The following is a 22,251-nucleotide window of genomic DNA, read 5'->3' as shown; positions in this document are numbered from 1 at the left end:
TATGTTTGCCTCAGTGAGTAATACCGTCGCGGCGCACTACTTTAAAAAAGGTCATCCAGAGTATGCGGAAATCCATCAGCAGTGACTGATGCGCAAGGTAATAGGCGTCCATATCGACTTTGAGCGGGATGGGTAATTCATCGCGGCCATTCACCTGGGCCCAGCCGGTCAGTCCGGGTGGAATGGTATGGATCTGTTTTTCCGTTCGTAGTGCAATCAGATCATGCTGATTAAACAGCGCCGGGCGCGGCCCGACAAAACTCATATCGCCTTTCAGGATGCTCCAGAGTTGTGGCAATTCATCCAGACTGGATTTGCGCAAAAAAGAGCCGATTGGCGTCAGGTATTGTTCTGGTTTATCCAGCAAATGTGTCGCCACAGCAGGGGTGTCAATACGCATACTGCGGAACTTTGGCATACGAAAAATCATATTATTTTTACCGACACGGTCGGACCAGTATACGGCGGGGCCGCGCGAAGTCAGTTTGACCAGCAGTGCTGTGATCAGGATCGGCAGCAACAGGACGGTGGTGGCGATCAGGGCAAGTAACAAATCAATCAGGCGTTTCAGCATAATTCAGGAAAAGAAGCGACGGTAGCGGCCAGACCCTGTTCGACTGAATAGGGGGGTGTCCAGTTAAGCAGGCGATTCGCTTTGCCGATATCAACTTGCAATGACAGGCACAGGCGCTCCGCCATCGCAGTTTTCCCAGTAAATTTCGCGCCAGCCATCAGCCAGGAGACAGGAACCGGCAGCAGGTGCGCCGGTCTGTGCATGGCATGTGCACAGGTTTGCAGTAATTCTGTGGTTGATAAATCCCTGCCATCAGATACCAGGAAAATCTGTTGCCGGGCTGCGGGGTGCTGAAGACATAAGGCAGTCAGGTCGACCAGATTGTCGATATACACAAAGCTGCGGCGGTTATTGATGCGGCCAAATGGCAGCGGAATCCCTTTTCGGACCCAGCGCAGCATGTTCAGGAAATTGGCTTTGACACCCGGTCCATAAACCAGCGGCGGCCGGATAATGGTGATGCTCATGCCGGTATCCTGTCCGAGCTGCAGTAATGCCTGTTCGGCTTCCTGTTTTGAAATGCCGTAAGGATCATCTGCCTGCGGCGGATCCGTTTCGTTGAACGGATGTCCTGCCGTCGTCAGTTCACCGTTCACTTTGACTGAACTGATGAAAATAAATTGCCTGACGCCTGCCCGGACTGCCTGGCGCGCCAGTGCCAGGGTGGCTGACACATTCACGGCGCGAAACAGTGACAATGGATCAGCCGCTGTTTCGTGCATCACGTGCACTCTGGCCGCGCAGTGAATCACGGCATCGGCCTGATGCAGCCAGCATGACCAGTCGGTATTTTCTGTCATACCGTCAATGTGCGGATTGCTCAGCAACGGATGTGTCCATGTCAACGGCTGGCGGGAAGGACAGACGATGGCTTTTCCCTGCTGGGCCAAATAATGGGCAACTGCCTGACCCACGAAACCACTGGCGCCGGTGATCAGAAGATGTTTTTCCATAGACGGATTCATGGGCTGATCAATAGGAGCCCGGCACCGGACGCGAATAAACAAAATACTTACGCGACAGGAATTTCAGGAAGCTGCGGATAAACCAATTGGCATGCGGCGACAGGACGCTGCGGTTTTTATGTGCTGCAAAATGTACGGCTTTCAGATGCGGGTAATAGCGCACTCCTTTTCCCAGTTTCAGATAGGAGCGATAGCAGATATCGACATCTTCAAAATACATGAAATAACGGTCGTCAAAACCCTGCAGCTGTTCGTAATGTGCAGCATCGAACGCCAGAAATGCGCCGGAGGCCCAGTCGATATGGGTGGTTGCCGGTAACCGGTTTTTGTCGTATGGCTGGGTCAGTGATTTGACAATCGCCATCCGGAGCGGCGACAGCCAGTCCGGAAACAGCCGCACGTTGGCATCCGGTGTGGTGAACTCATGGTCTTTGTACAGATTCAGTGTTGCCAGCGGAAAGGCATCCCGTTGCATGTCGTGAACCAGTTGCCGCAGCACGGCAGGTTCAATCGCGATATCCGGATTCATGACGACAAACACATCTTTCGCCTTTAAGCCGACACTGTTCTGAATTTGCCGGAACAGGAAATTGTTATTGGCGCCAAAACCGAGTCCCGGCGAGGCATTGGTATAGGAAATGCCGTGCTGCAGGCAATAAGCTTTCAGCTTGGCGGAGGGTTGATTATCCTTGATCCATAAGTGCAGATCGTCCTGCGCATCCAGCAGCCCGCCCAATTGACTGGAGATCAGCAGATCTTCATGGCCGTGGCTGATGATAGCGACATGAATCATGAGACAAAATCCTGTGTGGTTTTATGATGAAATTATTCTTTCCGGGCATTCGTTGCGGCATGGATGTAGCTGACTTGCTGTGAGGCACCGGATCAGGTTATCGCATTGTAAGCGCGGAGAGCTGCATTGTGTGCGTTATCGTCATTCAACCTCCGGTGAACTCCCGAGATCGACAGCGCGCCGCCTCAGAGCAGTGCGCTGTTGGTCTCAGCTCAGGCAGGTCGCGAGTGCATGTTGCCAATTTGGCAATGTAATCCCAAATCGCTGACGGATGTTCGTTGTATCCAGGCAGGAGTTCACGGGCCGGATTGCCGGTGTCGGATATTCTGTTGCCGGTATACCGTGCAAGACAGGAGCTGTTTTGCTGAGCAAACCGTGCAGTGCAGCCTGGTGCAGGATTTCACCGGTAAAACCATGCCAACTGGTATGGCCGGTGGTGGTCAGGTGATAGATGCCCTGGTGCTGTTGCCACCATACCTGCGGGTTACTTGCCAGTGCCAGCTGATCGACGATAGCTGTCGTTGCATCGCTGATGGTTTGGGAAGAGGTCGGTGCGCCCCACTGGTCGTTGACGACGCGCAGTTCATCCCTTTCATTGGCCAGTCTCAACATAGTCAGCAGGAAGTTTTTACCAAAACGGGAATAAACCCAGCTGGTGCGGAAAATCAGGTATTGGCAGCCGCTGGTAATGATAGCCTGCTCACCGGCCAGCTTGGTTCTGCCGTACACATTCAGAGGGTTGGTCGCATGGTTTTCCTGATATGCCTGCAATCCGCCTTCTGCATTGCGCAGGCTGCCGTCGAATACATAGTCGGTGGAGTAGTGGATCAGGCCAATGCCGAGTTCTCTGGCTGTCGCTGCCAATGCTGCCGGTGCCAGGGCATTGACCGCATGAGCAATTTCAGGTTCGCTTTCAGCCTTGTCGACCGCTGTATAGGCAGCGGGATTGATGATCAGGTCAGGACGTGTGGCGAACACATAATCGCGGATCTGATCGGGACGGCTCAGGTCGAGATCGGTCCTGCCCGGGGTGGTCAGCTGATACGAGTGCCCCAGTTGCTGCTGCAAGGCATGGCCGACCTGTCCGCTGACACCGGTAATCAGAATTTTCATGTAAATACCTCGGCATCAGCCAGCAATTTTCCCTGCTGGTCTTTGGCGGATAAGGTTGGGGCATTCTGAATCGGCCATTGAATGCCGATTGCCGGATCATTCCACTGCAGGCTGCGTTCGTATTCCGGTGCCCAGTAATCAGTGGTTTTGTACAGAAACTCTGCCTTGTCGCTGGTAACCACAAAACCGTGGGCAAAACCGGGAGGTATCCACAGCTGGCGCTGGTTTTCTGCAGACAAGACGACACCGGTCCACTGACCAAAACGCGGGGAACTCTTGCGCAGGTCCACCGCAACATCGAATACCTCGCCAGCCACGACCCGCACCAATTTGCCCTGGGCCTGCTGAATCTGATAATGCAGGCCGCGTAAAATATTTTTGGCCGACATCGAGTGATTGTCCTGTACGAATGGCAGATCAATGCCGGTCAGCTCGGCAAATTTCCGTGCATTGAAACTTTCAAAGAAAAAACCACGTTCATCACCGAATACTTTGGGTTCGATGATCAGGACTTCAGGCAGACTGGTAGGAATGACTTTCATACTTAAAACGATTTTTTCTGTAAAAGTTGCAACAAATAACGCCCATATTCATTTTTCTTCAGCGGCTGAGCCAGCTTCTCAAGCTGCTCCGCACTGATGTACTGCCGGCGGAACGCAATTTCCTCCGGACAGGCAATCTTCAGTCCCTGGCGTTTTTCAATCGTCGCCACAAACTGTCCGGCTTCCAGCAGAGACTCATGCGTGCCGGTATCGAGCCAGGCCATACCGCGTCCCATCAACTCCACATTCAGCTGACCTTGTTTCAGATACACGTTATTCACATCGGTAATTTCCAGCTCGCCCCGGGCTGATGGCTGAATCTGTGCCGCGATGTCACAGACTTGCTGGTCGTAAAAATACAGACCGGTCACCGCATAGTTGGACTTCGGCTGCACCGGCTTTTCTTCGATACTGATCGCCTGCCGGTTGCCATCAAACGCGACTACTCCGTAACGCTCCGGATCATGCACATGATAAGCAAATACTGTGGCACCCTGATCCAGGGCATCGGCATGGCGCAACTGTGGCTCAAAATCATGGCCGTAATAAATGTTGTCGCCCAAAATCAGCGCTGAGGGCGCATTGCCGATGAATTCTCTGCCGATGATAAATGCCTGAGCCAGTCCATCCGGAGATGGCTGGACGGCATATTGCAGGTTGATCCCCCATTGGGAGCCGTCGCCCAGCAATTCCGCAAAGCGGGGCGTATCCTGAGGCGTGGAAATGATCAGAATGTCACGTATTCCGGCCAGCATCAGCGAAGTCAGCGGGTAGTAAATCATCGGTTTGTCGTACACCGGCAGCAATTGCTTGGAAATCGCCTGTGTTACCGGATACAGACGGGTGCCGGAACCGCCCGCCAGAATAATGCCTTTGCGTTGGGATGAATGAAAAGTCATGATGCATCCTTGTTGCTATATTGCAGATCAACCCATTTCATGTAATCCCCCGAATGTACCTGGCTGACCCATGAATCATTGGCCAGATACCATTGCACGGTCTGGCGCAATCCAGTGGCAAACGTTTCTGCAGGCTTCCAGCCCAGCTCCCGCTCAATCTTGCGGGCATTAATCGCATAACGACGGTCATGACCAGGACGATCCGTGATATGACGGATCTGGTCCCGGTAACTGCCGCTCGCCTTCGGGGAGAGTTCGTCGAGCAGATCACAGATCGCATGTACCACACTCAGGTTGGTCTGTTCATTCCAGCCACCGACGTTATAGGTTTCACCGCAGCGGCCAGCTTCCAGCACCCGGCGGATCGCCGCGCAATGATCTGTCACAAACAACCAGTCGCGCACCTGCTGACCGTCGCCGTAGACCGGCAGATCCTTGCCGGCACGGGCATTGGTGATGATCAGCGGAATCAGTTTCTCCGGGAAATGATACGGACCATAATTATTTGAACAATTGGTTGTCAGCACCGGCAGACCATAGGTATGGTGATACGCGCGCACCAGATGATCGGATGCCGCCTTGGAAGCGGAATAAGGGCTGTTCGGCGCATACGGTGTCGTCTCGCTGAATGGCGCATCGTCCGGCCCCAGTGTGCCGTAGACTTCATCGGTGGACACATGCAGGAAACGGAATCCGGTTCTGGCTTCCCCTTCCAGGGTATTCCAGTAAGCGCGAGCGGCCTCCAGCAGACTGAAGGTGCCATTGACATTGGTCGTTACGAAGGCAGCGGGACCGTGAATCGATCGGTCGACATGGCTTTCGGCGGCAAAATGCACAATGGCACGTGGACGGTGCTGTGCAAACAGGGACTGCAAGGTGGCGGTATCACAGATATCGCCCTGGACAAACAGATGGCGCGGGTCGTCGCGCAGGCTGAGCAGATTATTCAGATTGCCGGCATAGGTGAGTTTGTCATAGTTCAGTACAGCTTCATCGGATTGTGCGAGCCAGTTTAAGACGAAATTGGCGCCGATGAATCCGGCGCCGCCTGTAACAAAAATCATAAATAACCCCTGTCAGAACCGCTTGTTGAAATGGTAAAGCTGCGATTTTACTTGAGATAACAGGGAATACCACGGATTTTGTCAGACTTTCCAGCAGTCAATAGGCAGCGGGAGGCTCAGAAAAAACTGATCTGCGCAGGTGCCGAGGATGAAATGCAGATCCAGACCACGGCTGCAATCGTATAGATGAATAATAGTAAAGAGATAATGGCTGTTTTCATTATCTGCCCCTGATCAGTCGGAAAGCGAAAAATACGCAGCGTGTTTACCAGAGGGACGATGTATTGACCTGAGTCTGTAAAGTGCGCCAAAAGTGCTGATTCCAGCATAGGGCTGCGCTGCGGCCTTGTCCGTAAAAAAATGTTTATTTTTTGTTACTGAATGTATGAAAAATAAGTTGCAATCAAAATCTCTCTATCTCAAAATCGCGGACTTGAAAAAATGCGGATCATCCCCAATTGCCGCTTCAATATGTTATTGACCGGAGAAACAGATGCAAGAGCAAGAAAATCAACAGACAGAACAGGCTGCGCCGGATAATGCAGCGACACAGGCTGCCGCTGGAAAAGATGCTGCCGGAGCAACAGAAACAATAGTCGCCGTTGATGCAGCGCATGAGGTGATTGAAGACAGCGCCAAGCGCATTGCTGAGCTGGAAGCGAAAGTTGCGGAGCTGCACGATGCTTTTATGCGTGCCAAAGCCGATGGTGAAAATATCCGCCGCCGCGCTCAGGACGATATTGCCAAGGCGCATAAATTTGCTATCGAAGGTTTTGCCGAAGCCATGGTGCCCGTCAAGGATAGTCTCGAAATGGCACTGAAAGTCGAAACGCCATCTGTTGAGTCATTAAAAGAAGGTGTAGAAATTACATTAAAGCAATTAACTGCCGCTTTTGAAAAAAACCGCCTGCAGGAAGTGAATCCGGCGCAGGGTGACAAGCTCGATCCGATGAAACACCAGGCAATCTCGATGGTGCCCGCTGAGCAGGAGTCTAATACCGTAGTATCCGTATTGCAAAAAGGTTATACCATCGCTGACCGCTTGTTGCGTCCCGCGCTAGTGACAGTGGCACAAGGCAAGTAAAAACGTCAAAAAACATAAAAAACGTAAAAAACACGTAAGAATTCCTTGAAAACCGTGTTTTTTACCTTATATCCGAAACAGACGAGCTGAGCGGCCTGATTGCAGTACCATCAGTCTCAGCAGCTCACCAACATCACAAAAAAATCTATATATTGAGGGAATATCATGGGAAAAATGATCGGTATTGATTTGGGTACAACCAATTCTTGCGTTGCAGTTATGGAGGGCGGCCAACCAAAAGTGATTGAAAATGCAGAGGGCGCGCGTACCACGCCTTCTATCATCGCTTATCAGGAAGACGGCGAAATTTTGGTCGGCGCATCGGCGAAGCGCCAGGCTGTCACCAATCCAAAAAATACACTGTTTGCAGTCAAGCGTCTGATCGGCCGTAAATTCGAAGAAAAAGAAGTCCAGAAAGACATCGGTCTGATGCCTTACACCATTTCCAAAGCCGATAATGGCGACGCCTGGGTTTCCGTGCGCGACAAAAAACTGGCGCCGCCACAGATTTCCGCTGAAGTTCTGCGTAAAATGAAAAAAACTGCCGAAGATTACCTCGGTGAAGAAGTGACAGAAGCCGTCATTACCGTACCGGCTTATTTTAACGATGCACAACGTCAGGCAACCAAAGATGCCGGCCGTATCGCTGGTCTGGACGTCAAGCGCATCATCAACGAACCAACCGCTGCGGCGCTGGCTTTCGGTCTGGATAAAAAAGAAAAAGGCGATCGCAAGATTGCCGTCTACGATCTGGGCGGTGGTACCTTTGACGTTTCTATTATTGAGATTGCAGACGTTGATGGTGAAATGCAGTTTGAAGTGTTGTCTACCAATGGCGATACTTTCTTGGGCGGCGAAGACTTCGATCAGCGTGTGATCGACTACATCATCGATGAATTCAAGAAAATCAATGGCCTGGATTTGTCCAAAGATCCTATCGCTTTGCAGCGTATTAAAGCTTCTGCTGAGCGTGCGAAGATTGAATTGTCCAGCTCTCAGCAGACGGAAATCAATGAGCCTTACATCGCGATGGCCAATGGCGCACCAGTGCATCTGAACCTGAAGATCACCCGAGCTAAGCTGGAAGCACTGGTGGAAGAGTTAATCCAGAAGACCATGGAGCCATGCCGTCTGGCGATCAAGGATGCCGGTGTCAAGACATCTGATATCGATGACGTGATTCTGGTTGGCGGTATGACCCGTATGCCTAAGGTGCAGGAGCTGGTCAAGGAATTCTTTGGCAAGGAGCCGCGTAAAGACGTTAATCCTGACGAGGCCGTGGCTGTTGGTGCAGCGATCCAGGGTTCCGTATTGTCGGGCGACCGTAAAGACGTGCTGCTGCTGGACGTGACACCGTTGTCCCTCGGTATCGAAACACTGGGCGGTGTCATGACCAAGATGATCCAGAAGAACACGACCATCCCGACTAAGTTCAGCCAGGTATTTTCGACTGCCGATGATAATCAGCCCGCAGTCACGATCAAGGTGTTCCAGGGGGAGCGTGAAATCGCTGCCGGTAACAAAGGACTGGGTGAATTCAACCTCGAAGGCATTCCGCCAGCACCACGCGGGACACCACAGATTGAAGTCACCTTTGATATTGATGCGAATGGTATTTTGCATGTCGGCGCGAAAGATAAGGCAACCGGCAAGGAAAACAAGATCACGATCAAAGCTAACTCCGGTCTGACTGAAGATGAAATTCAGAAAATGGTGAAAGATGCCGAGCTGAACGCGGAAGAAGACAAGCGCGTGAAAGAACTGGCTGAATCCCGTAATCAGGGCGATGCGCTGGTGCATTCCACCAAAAAGGCATTGGCTGAACACGGGGACAAGCTGGACGCTGGTGAAAAAGAAAAGATCGAAGCTGCAATCAAAGAACTGGAAGACGTGCTGAAGTCCGGTGACAAAGCTGAGATCGACACCAAGCTGGGTGCTTTGTCGACGGCATCCCAGAAACTGGGTGAAAAAGTGTATGCGGATATGCAGGCGCAGCAGGCTGCTGCAGGCGCAGCAGGTGGTGCTGCCGGTGCTGAAGCCAAACCGCATGACGATGATGTGGTCGATGCCGACTTTAAAGAAGTGAAAGACGGTAAATAAATCTTCAGCCTGACGGGGTGATCCGTCATGATGCGCCGGGTCGCTCGCGCTTTGCGATGTCGCCCGGCGTTTGCGCTTAGTCTGCCCCAGAGCGGACAATGAATACAAAGGTTACTAAAGATGGCGAAGCGTGATTTTTATGAAATTCTCGGGGTCGGTAAAAACGCCTCTGAAGACGAAATCAAAAAGGCTTATCGCAAACTGGCGATGAAATATCATCCGGACCGTAATCCGGATAACAAAGTCGCGGAAGACAAGTTTAAGGAAGCCAAAGAAGCGTACGAGATGTTATCCGATAGCCAGAAGCGTGATGCTTACGACCGCTATGGTCATGCCGGCGTCGATCCGAATATGGGTGGCGGCGGTGGCCCGGGGGCAGGTGGTTTCGCAGATGCCTTTGGCGATATTTTCGGAGATATTTTTGGCGGCGGCCGTCGCAATGCCGGTCCACAGGTTTATCGTGGCGCTGATCTGCGTTATAACCTTGAAATTACACTGGAACAGGCGGCGAACGGATTTGACACCACGATTCGTGTGCCGAGCTGGGATGAGTGCGATACCTGTCATGGTTCCGGTGCCAAACCCGGCACCTCTCCGGTAACCTGCACCACGTGCGGTGGTCATGGCCAGGTGCGCATGCAGCAGGGATTATTCAGCATTCAGCAGGCTTGTCCGAAATGTCACGGTACCGGAAAAATGATTCCTGAACCTTGCACCACGTGTTCCGGTGTTGGTCGGATCAAACGGAATAAGACTCTCGAAGTCAAGATTCCTGCCGGGATTGATGATGGCATGCGGATCCGCTCATCCGGTAACGGTGAGCCGGGTGTGAATGGCGGACCGCCGGGTGATCTGTATGTTGAAATCCATATCAAGCAGCATCCGGTATTCCAGCGCGAAGGCGATGATTTGCATTGCGAGATTCCGATTTCTTTTGTGAAGGCAGCTCTGGGTGGTGAGATCGAAGTGCCGACGCTGAGTGGCAAGGCATCGTTCACCGTGCCGGAAGGAACCCAATCCGGTAAGACATTCCGTCTGCGCAGTAAAGGTGTCAAAGGGGTGCGTTCCGGTTATGCTGGTGATCTGTTCTGCCATGTTGTCATCGAGACGCCAGTGAAGCTGACCGAAAAGCAAAAAGAGTTGCTGCGTGATTTTGAAAAGCTGACGGTAGAAGGCGGTTCTAAACACAGTCCACAGAGTAAGAGCTGGATGGATAAGGTCAAGAAGTTCTTTGAATGAACGTTGGTTCATCATGAGTAAGCAAAGCCCTGCCATGTGCGGGGCTTTTCTTTTAGAGGATTTACCGGAAAGCGGCGATGGGACCGGATTAGGTGGCGTGCTCGAAAAAACAGACGGATTTTTCAGCCGGAATCGGTTAAGCTAAAGCGCCATGCAAACAATTACATCACGATCATGGCCATCAGACGGCGAACATCACGCTGATGAAAAATATTCACAGGAGACAATATGCGTTGGAATCGATATAAATGCTGGTTGGTAGGTTTGGGATTGTTGATAGGTATGAGCGCGCAGGCTGCCACCACCGATGTGGCAGGTGTGAAATTCGAGGAATCCGTGCAGGTAGCCAATACCGATCTGCATCTGAATGGGGCAGGCATTCGCTACAAGGCGATTTTCAAGGTGTATGCGGCCGGACTGTATCTGAAAGAGAAAAAAACGACTGTGCCGGATGTGCTGGCATCTGCCGGACCACGCCGCGTCACGCTCGTGATGTTGCGCGACCTCAGTAATGAAGATTTTGGCCGCGGTTTTATGCAAGGCATCCAGCAGAATACGGATAAGGCGGAAAAAGCAAAACTGACTTCCCAGTTTCTGCGGTTCGGCGAATTATTCGCGTCGGTCCCTGAACTTAAAAAGGGCGATGTCATGACCAATGACTGGATTCCTGGTGTCGGCACCATCGTTTCACTGAATGGGAAAAAAATGGGCGAACCTTATCCGGATATCGCTTTTTACAACGCGCTGCTGCGCATCTGGCTGGGTGAAAACCCGGTAGATCGTGGTCTGAAAAAAGCCATGTTGGCAGAAACAGAGAGCAGAAACAGCTATCACTGATTTATTTTCTTAACACTGAACGATGCAACCGACAAACGCAGCAGCCTTCAGGCGCTGCGTTTTCCGTTTATGCAGACTCACGGCAAAAAGGTTAGAATCACGCCTGTTTTCATACTAGGAACCGATGATGACTAATCAGAACCGCACTGACTTAACACCAGAACAGTTGTTTGAAAATAATCGTCAATGGGCACAGTCCATTCGTAGTAAAGACGCTGATTTTTTCAAAAAACTGGCTGCACAGCAAACCCCCGAATATTTATGGATAGGCTGTTCTGACAGCCGCGTTCCCGCCAATGAACTGCTGGGGATGCTGCCAGGCGAGTTATTCGTGCACCGGAATATTGCCAATGTGGTCGTGCATTCCGATCTGAACTGTCTTTCGGTATTGCAGTTTGCGGTCGATGTGCTGGGGGTCAAGCACATCATCATCTGCGGCCATTACGGCTGCTCCGGCGTGCATGCAGCGATGACGGGACGCCGTGTTGGCCTCGCGGACAACTGGCTGCGCCATGTGCAGGATGTGCATCAGAAGCATGAACGCTATCTTGGCGAAACGTTGAACATGAAGCAGCGCACGGATCGTTTGTGCGAACTCAATGTGATCGAGCAGGTCGTCAATCTGTGCCAGACCACGATTATCCAGGATGCCTGGGAACGCGGACAATCTGTCACGGTGCATGGCTGGGTCTATGGTCTGCAGGACGGATTACTGAATGCACTGGGCATGACTATCAGTTCTCAGGAAATGCTGGCAGACCAGCTGGCGGCCAGCCTGGCCCGATATCAGGAATAAACGGCCAGGACTACGGAATCCGGATGGCCAGATCGCGCTGATGGCTGGCGCGATTGCCGTAAAAGTCTTCCGCCATGATGCGAATGATGTAGTTCCCGGCAGGAAGTGCAGGTAAGACCAGCTGTGCCTCCTTGGCATAGCCGTCTTTCACGATATTATTTAGCTTATACAGAAACCGGGTCGTGGCGTTGCCGTGCACGGTGATGCCGCTACCTTCTGCGTAGGCCACTTTGACCGATTCACTATCCGGCGGCAGTTGATTGAATTCAATATTGATAACCGGTTCCGCATACCCCGGTAAAGGCTGTCCATTGACTTGCAACAGCTGATAACCCAGCCGGTATATTCCCAATCGCCGCCGTGCCAGATTACTGTCACTCTGGTCATAGGCTTCCACCATCAGTTTGAGCGGATTAGTGGCGGAGGGTAACAGGATGCGTCCTGCCTGTTTTTTGTAGACTTCACCGTGCGCGCCGGATACCTGAATCTGCTCAATAACAGGCGGCATATTGTCCTTGATCCCGGGAAATGGCAGTGCCAGCGGATTTAACTGACGTCCGTTCAGGCTGTAATTCAGATGGACGTGATACATGCGGTTGATGCTGCCCAACGGATCACCGGTCCGGAAGCGGGTGCCACGCGGGATTCTGACTGCATCGGGCTTTCCCTGCTCATCCGATAAAATCTGGAAACGCTGGCTGTCCAGTAACTGGTTCTGGCTGTCGCGGCCGACTTTCATATGAATGTAGGAAAACTGATCGATCTTCATTCCCTCATTCAACGTGTTATAGCCCCAGGCACTGACCAACTCCCGGATTTTCTCGTCATGCACTGCGTAGATACCGCTGCCCAGATTACCCTGAATGTCGATGCCGCTATGAAAATGGTCACGCGCATCTGCACCGGTCTTGCCACGGACTTCACCCATCGTTCCCACGATTTCATGGGCTGCCTGAAATGGCTTCAGCGGCCATGGTAAGTTTTTTTCTGGGAAAACCGTTTTGATATCGGTAACCGGTGACGGTAACCGATCTTCCTGTGGATTTTCTGCCGTTGCGGTACTGAGTCGGTAGATCACGCTGATCTGGGAATCTGCCACAATCAGCTCACCGGCAGCGCTGATGCAGAGCCCGGCAGGCACACCAATGCGCAACGTCTGCTCCGTTACAGTGGTTAAATCTGCGTCAGAACCTGTGATATCCCGCAGTTCCCCATCCGGCTGAAGCTGCAAAATTGCCCCATGTCCGGTATCGCCGACATAAATCAGGCCTCCCGGCGTGACTGCAATCCCGACCGGGCGCCGCAGTAGCGATTGATGGTCTTCTTTCGCGGATTGATACAGAGTGCAGACATCGCCGTTAGCCGAAATTTGACGGATGGCGTGATTACGGGTATCTGCGATCAGTAACTCTCCCTGTGCGTTGATGGCGATACCGCCGGGCGTATCGAATAAAGCATCTGTCCCCCGGCCATCGCGGTAGCCATGATGCTGGCCGCCTGCCACGGTCGTGACGATGCCGTCGCGGCTGATCCGGCGTATCTTGTCGTTATACGTGTCGGCAACGTACACATTTCCCCGGCTATCTACCGCCAGCGCCACCGGGCTCCGGAATTGCGCCTGCTGCGCCGTGCCATCGCGGTCGCCCGGTTGTCCGTTGCCAGCCAGCGTGCTGACATGCCCTTGCGTGGAAATTTTACGGATGGCATGGTTGCCGGTATCTGCCACATACAGATTGCCATTCGCATCAATGGCGATACCGGACGGTGTATGGAATGCCGCCTGCTGCCGTTCACCGTCGGCGAAGCCTTCCGTGCTGCCGGCAAATGTGCTGACCTGCCCGTCCGGGGTGATTTTGCGTATCAGATTATTCTGCCCGGCATCGGTCAGGTAAAAATTCCCCCGTGCGTCCTGCACGATGCCAAACGGATCGTCGAAACGTGCCTGCAAGGCTGTTCCATCGCGCTTGCCGGTGTTGCCGTCACCTGCGAATCTGCGTAAATGTGGCTGCCAGCCAAATGACATATCAGCCACATCCGGTTGTTGATCATTATGAGCATGTTGGAAGAGATAAAAAGTGATACCAACTATCAAGCTAAAGAGGAGTAACAAGATGGCGGTGATGTTGGAAAACAGGGTTTTGAGAGTATTCACTATCGTTCATATTTATACAATTCATACTGCAGATTAACGCAAGGAAGAACGGTCGCCAACTGTTCAATTGCCCCCAGAGGAAGGTGAAGATATGAGTTCAGACATTTCCAGCGAATATCAATTTCTCCGCTCTGATCTTTATGAGAATCAGGTCAGTAGATTGTTTCAGGAGGAAGTTTCTCTTAGTGCGCAATTAAGCGATAGCCAACACCTGTTTCAGTCAGAAAATACTGCGGTTGCGCCGGTTGATCTTCCAGCTTCTGGCGCAGATTTGCCATGTAGATACGCAGGTAGTGGCTGCTTTCCGAATGATTCGGCCCCCACACTTCTTTGAGCAGCTGCTGATGCGTCATCACCTTGCCGGCATGGCGGGCGAGAACCGACAGCAGGCGGTATTCGATGGGACTCAGATGAATCGCGTTGCCGCTCTTGGTCACAGTGCGCAGTGAAAAATTCACGCTGACATCGCCGAACTCGAAAGCCGATTCGGTTTGCGCACTGGCGGGCTGGCGGCGGCGCAAGTGAGCGCGTATGCGCGCCAGCAGTTCGGCCGCGCCGAAAGGTTTGCTGAGGTAATCATCGGCACCGGCATCGAGCGCCGCCACCTTTTCCTGTTCCTGCGTTCTGGCCGACAAAACGATGATGGGCACTTCGCTCCAGCTGCGGATATCGCGGATGACATCCAGCCCGCTCATATCAGGCAACCCGAGATCGACGATCACCAGGTCCGGCTTGCGGGTAGCGGCGCTGATCATGCCCTGTTTACCGGTTTCGCTTTCAAAGACTTCCATGCCTTCTGCTTCCAGCGAAGCGTTCAGGAAGCGCCGGATTTGTTTTTCATCCTCGATCAGGACGATGTGAATTTTACTGTCGCTCATTGCAATTCGTTCTCAGTCAGTGCCGGCAGGGCAGGAGCGTCACCGACCGGCAGGCTGATGGTCAGGCGGGCACCGCCTTCCGGCAGGTTTTCCGCGGTCACATTGCCGCCGTGCGCATGCATAATGTTTTCACATATCGCCAGGCCGAGACCCACACCGGGGCTGGCGGCCTCGACGTCGCCGCGGGTGAATTTTTCAAAAATATTGATACCGGCCGGTATGCCGGGGCCGTCGTCGCTGATGTGCAGATACACCTGACCGGCAATATGCTCCGCGCTGATATCAATTTTGTTTTTACCATATTTGGCGGCATTTTCCAGCAGATTGCACAAAACTCTTTCGAGCAATACCGCATCGAAGGACAGCAGCGGCAGATCGGACGGAATCTGGGTCATCAACTGATGCCCCTGCAAGGCGTGTGCGCTGGCACGCAGGGCGCTGCCGACCACTTCTTCCAGCGGTTGCCACTGGCGGTTCAGATTCACTTTACCCGATTGCAGTCTGGCCATATCAAGCAGATTCATGACCAGGCCGCTCATGCGCAGCGCTTCGTCGTGTATCGCCAGACTGAGTTCGTGGCGTTTGTCGATGCTGAGATCGTTTTTTTCGTGCAGCGTGCTGGCCAGGCCGACGATGGCGGTCAGCGGTGTGCGCAGATCGTGAGAAATCGCCGATAGCAGCGAATTGCGCAGGCGCTCCGCTTCCATGTTGATCAGGGCATCCTGCGCCACCTCGACATAGTGCACACGCTCCAGCGCCAGTGCGATCTGGGCGGCGAAGGTCTCCAGCAATTGCTGCTGCTCGGGCTGAAAAAGCTGACTGCCTTCGTTGGGCGCAATCGCCAGCACGCCGCGCGTGCGCATCGGTGCGCGCAGCGGCAGGTACAGCACGGCATTCGAGGGCAGCGTATTGGTGCCGAGTCCGGCGGGCTGATGATGTTCGTATACCCACTGCGCCACGCTGGTATCCATTTCCGTCAGCTGGCCGGGACGCGGATCGCCGCTTAAGGGTTGCCGGATTTTTTCATGACTGTCCGGCAGCAGCACCGCGACATGCGCCTGAAAAACCGGCGCCAGATGATCGACGGAGATCTCAATAATCTGCTCCACCATCAGCGCACCGGACAACGATTTGCTCATGGTGTACAGGGCATCGGCGCGCCGCTCGCGATAGTGCGCGATTCTGGCCTGAAAACGCAGATTCGACATCAGGTTACTGATAATCAGCGACACCGCCAGCAATATCATAAAAGTGAACAGATACTGGCTGTCGCTGACGCTGAAGGAAAAACGCGGCGGGACGAAAAAATAGTCGAAACTGGCCACACTCAGAAAGGAGGCCAGTATCGATGGCCCTCTGCCGAAACGGATCGCAACGATCACGACGCCGAGCAGATACAGCATAACCACGTTGGCCAGATCGAAGAATTGCAACAGCCCTGCACTGGCCAGCGTTACGCTGAAGCAGACAGCACAAGTCCACAGATAGGCAATAGAAGGCTTGAAAGCGTTTTCTTCCAAAGCGATATGACTGCTGGCCGGCCCGCGGTTTTCTGTGGCAGTGCTTTGTTCGGCATCGTGACCCACCATCACCACATCCATATCGGTGGTGCGGTTCGCCAGTTCGTCGGCCAGACTGCGTCGGAACAGGCGCAGCCAGGTCGGGCGCCGCGAGCGGCCGATGACCAGCCTGGAGACATTGCGGCTGCGTGCATAACTCAGCAGCAGGTCGGGAATGTTTTCTCCGGCCAGTGAGGTCGTTTCACCGCCGAGTTCGGAGGCCAGTTGCATCGCTCTGCGCATCATCTCGCGCCGTTCGGTACTGAGCTGATGCAGCGCCGGCGTTTCCACGTACACCGCTATCCAGTCGGCGCGCAGGCTGGCGGCCAGACGGGCAGCGCCGCGTATCAGCTTGGTGGCGGAAGCATCGGGACCCACGCATACCAGCAGTCTTTCCTTGGCCTGCCAGACCTGATGAATGGATTGATCGGCGCGGTAATCGCGCATCTCCACATCGACCTGGTCGGCCGTACGACGCAAAGCCAGTTCGCGCAAGGCGATCAGATTCCCTTTGCGGAAAAAATTCTTGGCAGCGCGCTGTGCTTGCTGTTCGAAATAGACCTTGCCTTCCTTTAAGCGACGCAGTAATTCGTCGGGAGGCAAATCCACCAGCGTGATTTCGTTGGCCATGTCGAACACCTTGTCGGGAACGGTTTCCCAGACGCGGATGCCGGTGATCTGGCCGACCACATCGTTCAGCGTTTCCAGATGCTGAACGTTAACGGTGGTATGCACGTTGATCCCGGCGATCAGCAGTTCTTCCACGTCCTGCCAGCGCTTGGCATGGCGCGAGCCGGTGACGTTGGAATGCGCCAGTTCATCGACCAGTATCAATTGCGGATGCCGCTCAACGGCGGCATCCAGATCGAATTCTGTCAGTGTCTTGTCTTTATACGACACTTGCTTTTGCGGCAGAACTTCCAGTCCCGTCAGCATTTTCATGGTGTCCTGGCGGCCGTGGGTTTCCACGATGCCGACCACCACGTCCACGCCCTGTTCGCGCTGCGCGTGGGCAGCGCTGAGCATGGCATAGGTCTTTCCCACCCCGGCGCAGGCACCGAAGAAAATTTTCAGGTGACCGCGCTGCTGGCGCGCATCCTCGCGTTGAATCTTATCGAGTAAGGCGTCGGGATCGGGGCGGGAAACACTCATCATTTCAGCTCATCTAATGCAAGGTTCAGACGTAAAACATTCACACGGGATTCGCCCAGAATACCGAATTGCGGGTCTTCTGTATATTGGCTGACCAGCGCACGCACACGCTCCGGTGCAATGCCGCGCACACGCGCCACGCGCTCCAGCTGGTAATCGGCGGCGGCCGGGCTGATATGCGGATCGAGACCGCTGCCGGATGCCGTTACCAGATCCACCGGAATCGCCTTGGTATTGGCCGGATCGGCTTCTTTCAAAGCCTTGATACGGTCTTCCACAGCTGCTTTCAGTGCCGGATTGGTCGGTCCGCTGTTCGAACCACCGGAAGCCAGGCCGTTGTAGGCGAAGGTGCCGGCAGCCGAAGGGCGGCTCCAGAAGTATTTCGGTGCGCTGAAGTTCTGGCCGATCAGATCAGAGCCGAGCAGTTTGCCGTTTTTCTCGATCAGGCTGCCGCCAGCCTGATTCGGAAAGGCGACTTTGCCGATGCCGGTGACAGCCAGCGGATAAATCACGCCGGTCAGCGCACTCAGCAGAACAAAGGATGCGATTAAGGGTCGCAGGGTTTTCATTTTCTTTCTCCCAGATGACAGCTTTATGCCAGTCCGCAGACGGCAAGGATCATGTCGATCAGCTTGATGCCGATGAACGGTATGATCAGACCGCCGAGGCCGTAGATCAGCAGGTTCCTGCGCAGCAGGATGTCTGCGCCGAGGGCGCGGTATTTAACGCCTTTCAATGCCAGCGGAATCAGGAACACGATGATCAGCGCATTGAAAATCACTGCCGACATGATTGCGCTGGACGGGCTGGTCAGGCGCATCAGATTCAGCGCATCGAGCTGCGGATACGTGGTGGCGAATGCAGCCGGAATGATCGCAAAATATTTCGCAACGTCGTTGGCGATACTGAAGGTGGTCAGCGAGCCGCGCGTCATCAGCATTTGTTTGCCGATTTCCACGATTTCGATCAGCTTGGTCGGATTTGAATCGAGATCGACCATGTTGCCGGCTTCTTTCGCTGCCTGCGTACCGCTGTTCATCGCCACCGCCACGTCAGCCTGGGCCAGTGCCGGCGCATCGTTGGTACCGTCGCCTGTCATCGCTACCAGCTTGCCTTCGGCCTGGTGCGAACGGATCAGGCGCAGTTTATCTTCCGGCGTTGCTTCCGCCAGAAAATCGTCCACGCCGGCTTCTGCGGCAATTGCAGCAGCGGTCAGCCGGTTGTCGCCGGTGATCATCACGGTTTTGATGCCCATTCTGCGCAATTCGGCAAAACGTTCCTTGATGCCGCCCTTCACGATGTCTTTCAGTTCGATCACACCCATCACGCGCTGATCGTCGATGACTACCAGCGGTGTACTGCCCTGACGCGCAACCTGATCGACAGTATCGGTGACGGCTTGCGGGAAGCTGTGACCCTGAGCGGTGAAGTATTTGCGAATCGCATCGACCGAACCCTTGCGGATCTGGCGCACCACGCCGTTGTGTTCGAGATCGACGCCGCTCATTCTGGTTTGCGCAGTGAAAGGAATGAACTGGGCACCGAGTGCGGCGATATCGCGCTCGCGCAGCTGGAACTCCTGCTTGGCGAGGATGACGATACTGCGGCCTTCCGGCGTTTCATCGGCCAGCGAAGACAACTGCGCTGCATCGGCCAGCTGGGCTGCTGTGATGCCGGGAGCAGGATAAAAAGCGGATGCCTGACGATTACCGAGCGTGATGGTGCCGGTTTTATCGAGCAGCAGCACATCGACGTCGCCGGCGGCTTCTACGGCACGGCCGGAGGTGGCGATGACGTTAGCCTGCATCATGCGGCTCATGCCTGCCACACCGATCGCCGACAGCAAGCCGCCGATGGTGGTCGGAATCAGGCAAACCAGCAATGCCACCAGTACGGTGATGGTGACGGCATGGCCGGCGCCGGAGGCTTCCACGCTGAAAACGGAGAACGGCAGCAGCGTGACGGTCGCGAGCAGGAAGACGATGGTCAACGCAACCAGCAAAATCGTCAGTGCGATTTCGTTTGGTGTTTTCTGACGTTTGGCGCCCTCCACCATGGCGATCATGCGGTCGAGGAAGGCCTCGCCCGGATTCACGGTCACCTTCATGATGATCCAGTCGGACAGCACGCGGGTGCCGCCGGTGACGGCGCTGAAATCGCCGCCCGATTCACGGATCACCGGAGCCGATTCGCCGGTAATGGCCGATTCATCGACAGAGGCCACGCCTTCCACCACTTCGCCGTCGGCAGGGATGACGTCGTTGGCTTCCACCAGCACGAAATCGCCCTTGCGCAGCGAAGAGCCGTTGACCAGAATCCGCGTGGCGCTACGGTTCGGTGTCTGCAGTTTTTTGGCGCGCACATCCTGTTTGGCGCCGCGCAGTGCTTCCGCCTGCGCTTTGCTGCGGCCTTCCGCCAGCGCTTCGGCGAAGTTGGCGAACAGAACGGTGAACCATAACCACAGTGAGACGGCCAGAATGAATCCGGCAGGCGCCTCGCCCTGGCCCATAAAGGCCTGAACCGTCAGAGCGGAAGTCAGGATACTGCCGACATACACCACAAACATCACCGGATTTTTCATCTGAATCTGCGGCTGCAGTTTGCGGAAAGCATCGGCTATCGCGGGTTTTACCAGCTTGACGGTAAATAATGATTGATCGGTTTTATGACTCATTTTCTTCTTTCTTACTGAGCGATCATAACCAGATGCTCAACGATAGGACCCAGAGCAAGTGCCGGAATATAAGTCAGCGCACCAACGATGATGACGGTACCCAGCAGCAGCCAGACGAACAGCGGGCCGTGTGTTGGCAGAGTGCCCGAGGTTGGTGCCAGACGTTTTTTGGCAGCCAGCGAACCGGCAATCGCCAGGATAGGGATGATCATCCCGAAGCGGCCGAACCACATGGCAATCGCCAGCATGAGGTTGTAATACGGCGTATTGGCGGAGAGACCGGCAAACGCACTGCCGTTGTTATTGGTGGCCGATACGAAGGCATACAGAATTTCCGTGAAGCCGTGCGCACCCGGATTGGCAATACCGGCTTTGCCATCGGCCAGCAAGACCGACATGGCGGTTCCCACCAGCACCAGCAGCGGGCCGACCAGAATGGTGATGGACACCATTTTCATTTCATAGGCTTCGATTTTCTTGCCCAGATATTCCGGTGTGCGGCCTATCATCAGGCCGGCAATGAAGACGGCCAGAATAGCGAACATCAGCATGCCGTACAAACCGGCACCCACGCCGCCGAACACTACTTCGCCGAGTTTCATCAGCACCAGCGGAACCAGACCGCCGATAGGCGTAAAGGAGTCGTGCATGGAGTTCACTGCGCCGCAGGATGCCGCGGTAGTGATGGTGGCGAACAGGCCGGAAGCGGCGATACCGAAACGGGCTTCCTTGCCTTCCATATTGCCGCCGGCCTGAGCCAGCACCGGTGTATCGACTGCAGCCTGATTCACCGCCAGTTTGCTGAACAGCGGATTACCCTGCTGTTCGGAGTAAATGGCCAGCGAGGCGAAGCTGACGAACAGGATGCTCATCACCGCATACAGCACCCAGCCCTGACGTTTGTCGGAGACCATTTTGCCGAAGGTGATGCATAGCCCGGCCGGGATCACGAAAATTGCCAGCATTTGCAGGAAATTCGAAAACGGTGTCGGATTTTCATAAGGATGGGCGGAGTTGGCATTGAAGAAGCCGCCGCCGTTGGTGCCGACCATTTTGATCGCTTCCTGAGAAGCGACCGGGCCCATAGGCAGCGTCTGCGTGATGGTGCTTTGTGCTTCCATCACGGGTTTGCCAGCTGCATCCATGAGAGGTGCACCGTTGGCGTCGTTTTTAGGGACGGTGTAGTCCAGTTTTTCCATCAGCTGCGCTGTTTTGTAGCCGTCGAAATTTTGGATCACGCCCTGGCTCATCAGGCCGATTGCGAACACCAGTGCCAACGGCATCAGGATATACAGCGTGCTGCGTACCAGGTCTGCCCAGAAATTACCCACGCCTTTGGCGCTGTGACGGATAAAGCCGCGGATCAGTGCGATGACGACGGTAATACCGGTGGCGGCGGATACGAAGTTCTGCACGCTTAAGCCCAGCATCTGGGTCAGGTAGCTCATGGTGGATTCGCCGGTATAGCCCTGCCAGTTGGTATTGGCTACAAAGCTGACGGCGGTATTGAGCGAGGAGTCGGGCGAAACTGCAGGAAAATCCTGGGGATTCAGCGGCAGCGCGCCTTGCAGACGTTGTTGAGCATACAGAACGAGGCAGCCAAGTACATTGAAAGCGATCAGCGCAATGGCATAACGCTTCCAGTTCATTTCTTCATCGGGATTGATGCCCCCGATTTTATAGATCAGGTTCTCGACCGGTTTCAACACGCGTAACAGGAAATGGGCTTCGCCATTCATGACCTTGTACATATACAGGCCAAGCGGAATGGCGATCGCTACCAGCACAATCATGTAAAAAGCGATCTGAAAAAAAGCAGAGTGGTTCATG

General features: G+C 54.2%; 18 protein-coding genes. 5 read left to right on the top strand and 13 right to left on the bottom strand.

The window, feature by feature from the left end; all coding sequences use genetic code 11:
- Positions 1 to 10 precede the first annotated feature (10 nt).
- The 7 genes from HV832_RS11750 to rfbB all read right to left on the bottom strand — a co-directional run bounded on the left by HV832_RS11750 (position 11) and on the right by rfbB (position 5,950).
- Positions 11 to 571: a sugar transferase gene (locus tag HV832_RS11750; RefSeq protein WP_176804296.1), complete on the bottom strand. Its 561-nt coding sequence runs from the start codon at positions 569 to 571 to the stop codon at positions 11 to 13.
- Entirely contained in the window at positions 568 to 1,527 is a 960-nt protein-coding gene (locus HV832_RS11745) for a UDP-glucose 4-epimerase family protein (protein WP_176804039.1), read from the bottom strand. Before HV832_RS11745 ends, HV832_RS11750 begins: the two co-directional genes overlap by 4 nt.
- A gap of 19 nt (positions 1,528 to 1,546) precedes the next feature.
- The gene (locus HV832_RS11740; RefSeq protein WP_176804038.1) at positions 1,547 to 2,332 is read right to left on the bottom strand and encodes a glycosyltransferase family protein; all 786 of its coding nucleotides are present in this window, start codon (positions 2,330 to 2,332) and stop codon (positions 1,547 to 1,549) included.
- 207 nt (positions 2,333 to 2,539) lie between these two features.
- Positions 2,540 to 3,445, bottom strand: a complete 906-nt coding sequence (gene rfbD, locus HV832_RS11735) for a dTDP-4-dehydrorhamnose reductase (RefSeq protein WP_176804037.1) — start codon at positions 3,443 to 3,445, stop codon at positions 2,540 to 2,542.
- Complete coding sequence (gene rfbC, locus HV832_RS11730) at positions 3,442 to 3,987, bottom strand: dTDP-4-dehydrorhamnose 3,5-epimerase (protein WP_176804036.1); 546 nt, start codon at positions 3,985 to 3,987, stop codon at positions 3,442 to 3,444. The genes rfbD and rfbC overlap by 4 nt, the downstream gene beginning before the upstream one ends.
- A 2-nt stretch (positions 3,988 to 3,989) precedes the next feature.
- Positions 3,990 to 4,886, bottom strand: coding sequence for a glucose-1-phosphate thymidylyltransferase RfbA (gene rfbA / locus HV832_RS11725; protein WP_176804035.1), 897 nt, complete (start codon positions 4,884 to 4,886; stop codon positions 3,990 to 3,992).
- The gene (gene rfbB / locus HV832_RS11720; protein ID WP_176804034.1) at positions 4,883 to 5,950 is read right to left on the bottom strand and encodes a dTDP-glucose 4,6-dehydratase; all 1,068 of its coding nucleotides are present in this window, start codon (positions 5,948 to 5,950) and stop codon (positions 4,883 to 4,885) included. Before rfbB ends, rfbA begins: the two co-directional genes overlap by 4 nt.
- Before the next feature lie 493 nt (positions 5,951 to 6,443).
- Between rfbB and grpE the strand changes: the two genes are divergently transcribed.
- The 5 genes from grpE (at position 6,444) to can (ending at position 12,006) form a co-directional block, all read left to right on the top strand.
- The gene (grpE, locus tag HV832_RS11715) at positions 6,444 to 7,034 is read left to right on the top strand and encodes a nucleotide exchange factor GrpE (protein ID WP_176804033.1); all 591 of its coding nucleotides are present in this window, start codon (positions 6,444 to 6,446) and stop codon (positions 7,032 to 7,034) included.
- Between the two features lie 165 nt (positions 7,035 to 7,199).
- Positions 7,200 to 9,134, top strand: a complete 1,935-nt coding sequence (dnaK, locus tag HV832_RS11710; protein WP_176804032.1) for a molecular chaperone DnaK — start codon at positions 7,200 to 7,202, stop codon at positions 9,132 to 9,134.
- Positions 9,135 to 9,254: 120 nt separating this feature from the next.
- Positions 9,255 to 10,373 (top strand): molecular chaperone DnaJ, encoded by a 1,119-nt coding sequence (gene dnaJ, locus HV832_RS11705; protein WP_176804031.1) that lies wholly within the window; start codon positions 9,255 to 9,257, stop codon positions 10,371 to 10,373.
- A gap of 228 nt (positions 10,374 to 10,601) precedes the next feature.
- Positions 10,602 to 11,210 carry a chalcone isomerase family protein gene (locus HV832_RS11700; RefSeq protein WP_176804030.1) on the top strand — a complete coding sequence of 203 codons (609 nt, stop codon included), beginning with the start codon at positions 10,602 to 10,604 and terminating at the stop codon, positions 11,208 to 11,210.
- Between the two features lie 127 nt (positions 11,211 to 11,337).
- Positions 11,338 to 12,006: a carbonate dehydratase gene (gene can / locus HV832_RS11695; RefSeq protein ID WP_176804295.1), complete on the top strand. Its 669-nt coding sequence runs from the start codon at positions 11,338 to 11,340 to the stop codon at positions 12,004 to 12,006.
- Positions 12,007 to 12,016: 10 nt separating this feature from the next.
- On the opposite strand, the gene HV832_RS11690 is transcribed toward can, so the two are convergent.
- The 6 genes from HV832_RS11690 to kdpA form a co-directional block, all read right to left on the bottom strand.
- Positions 12,017 to 14,029, bottom strand: a complete 2,013-nt coding sequence (locus HV832_RS11690) for an NHL repeat-containing protein (protein ID WP_176804029.1) — start codon at positions 14,027 to 14,029, stop codon at positions 12,017 to 12,019.
- A gap of 311 nt (positions 14,030 to 14,340) precedes the next feature.
- Positions 14,341 to 15,036: a two-component system response regulator KdpE gene (kdpE, locus tag HV832_RS11685; protein WP_176804028.1), complete on the bottom strand. Its 696-nt coding sequence runs from the start codon at positions 15,034 to 15,036 to the stop codon at positions 14,341 to 14,343.
- Positions 15,033 to 17,750, bottom strand: a complete 2,718-nt coding sequence (locus tag HV832_RS11680; RefSeq protein WP_223827280.1) for a sensor histidine kinase — start codon at positions 17,748 to 17,750, stop codon at positions 15,033 to 15,035. The genes kdpE and HV832_RS11680 overlap by 4 nt, the downstream gene beginning before the upstream one ends.
- On the bottom strand, positions 17,747 to 18,316 hold the full coding sequence (gene kdpC / locus HV832_RS11675) for a potassium-transporting ATPase subunit KdpC (RefSeq protein WP_176804027.1): 570 nt from the start codon (positions 18,314 to 18,316) through the stop codon (positions 17,747 to 17,749). Before kdpC ends, HV832_RS11680 begins: the two co-directional genes overlap by 4 nt.
- 23 nt (positions 18,317 to 18,339) lie before the next feature.
- Complete coding sequence (gene kdpB / locus HV832_RS11670) at positions 18,340 to 20,421, bottom strand: potassium-transporting ATPase subunit KdpB (RefSeq protein ID WP_176804026.1); 2,082 nt, start codon at positions 20,419 to 20,421, stop codon at positions 18,340 to 18,342.
- A gap of 11 nt (positions 20,422 to 20,432) precedes the next feature.
- Positions 20,433 to 22,250, bottom strand: a complete 1,818-nt coding sequence (gene kdpA, locus HV832_RS11665; RefSeq protein ID WP_176804025.1) for a potassium-transporting ATPase subunit KdpA — start codon at positions 22,248 to 22,250, stop codon at positions 20,433 to 20,435.
- Between the last annotated feature and the right edge of the window lies 1 nt (position 22,251).

The organism is Cognatundibacterium oligocarboniphilum, from assembly GCF_013377855.1.
GTDB lineage: Bacteria > Pseudomonadota > Gammaproteobacteria > Burkholderiales > Burkholderiaceae_D > Undibacterium > Undibacterium oligocarboniphilum.
Note: the sequence above shows the minus strand (reverse complement) of the source record. Positions and strands in the feature narration are given on the sequence as shown.